This is a genomic window from Photobacterium sanguinicancri (assembly GCF_002265265.1).
Taxonomy (GTDB): domain Bacteria; phylum Pseudomonadota; class Gammaproteobacteria; order Enterobacterales; family Vibrionaceae; genus Photobacterium; species Photobacterium sanguinicancri.
In genome coordinates this window covers 1-368 of record NZ_NOIF01000530.1, presented here as the reverse complement: position 1 = coordinate 368, position 368 = coordinate 1, and the positions used below count along the sequence as shown (strand labels likewise).

At 59.5% G+C, this 368-nt stretch carries 1 pseudogene; it reads right to left on the bottom strand.

Features of this window, described 5'->3' with window-relative positions:
- Positions 1-368, bottom strand: a pseudogene (locus ASV53_RS26660) (phosphoglucomutase, alpha-D-glucose phosphate-specific); the annotation flags it as partial.

The following is a 368-nucleotide window of genomic DNA, read 5'->3' as shown; positions in this document are numbered from 1 at the left end:
AATCAAGGGTCATGAATCGCCAAGTTGGATCAACCGTGGGGTTAACGACCGTCAGGTCAATACCGAGGTGGTCTGCGATGTACTCCCAGTACTGAACCGAGGCCCCACCGAGCGGATCGGCGCCGATGTGGACGCCGGCCTCGTCAATAGCGTCGAGGTCTATGGCATTGCGCAGATCGTCGCAATATGCGCTGCGGTAGTCGTAACGGGAGACCTCGTTGCGCACCTGTTCATAAGGTTTACGACGGATACCAGATGGATCGGCGAGCAACTCGTTGGCGCGGTCAGCAATCCAACCGGTGGCGTCCGTATCGGCCGGGCCACCGTGCGGTGGGTTGTATTTGAATCCGCCATCGCGTGGCGGGTTG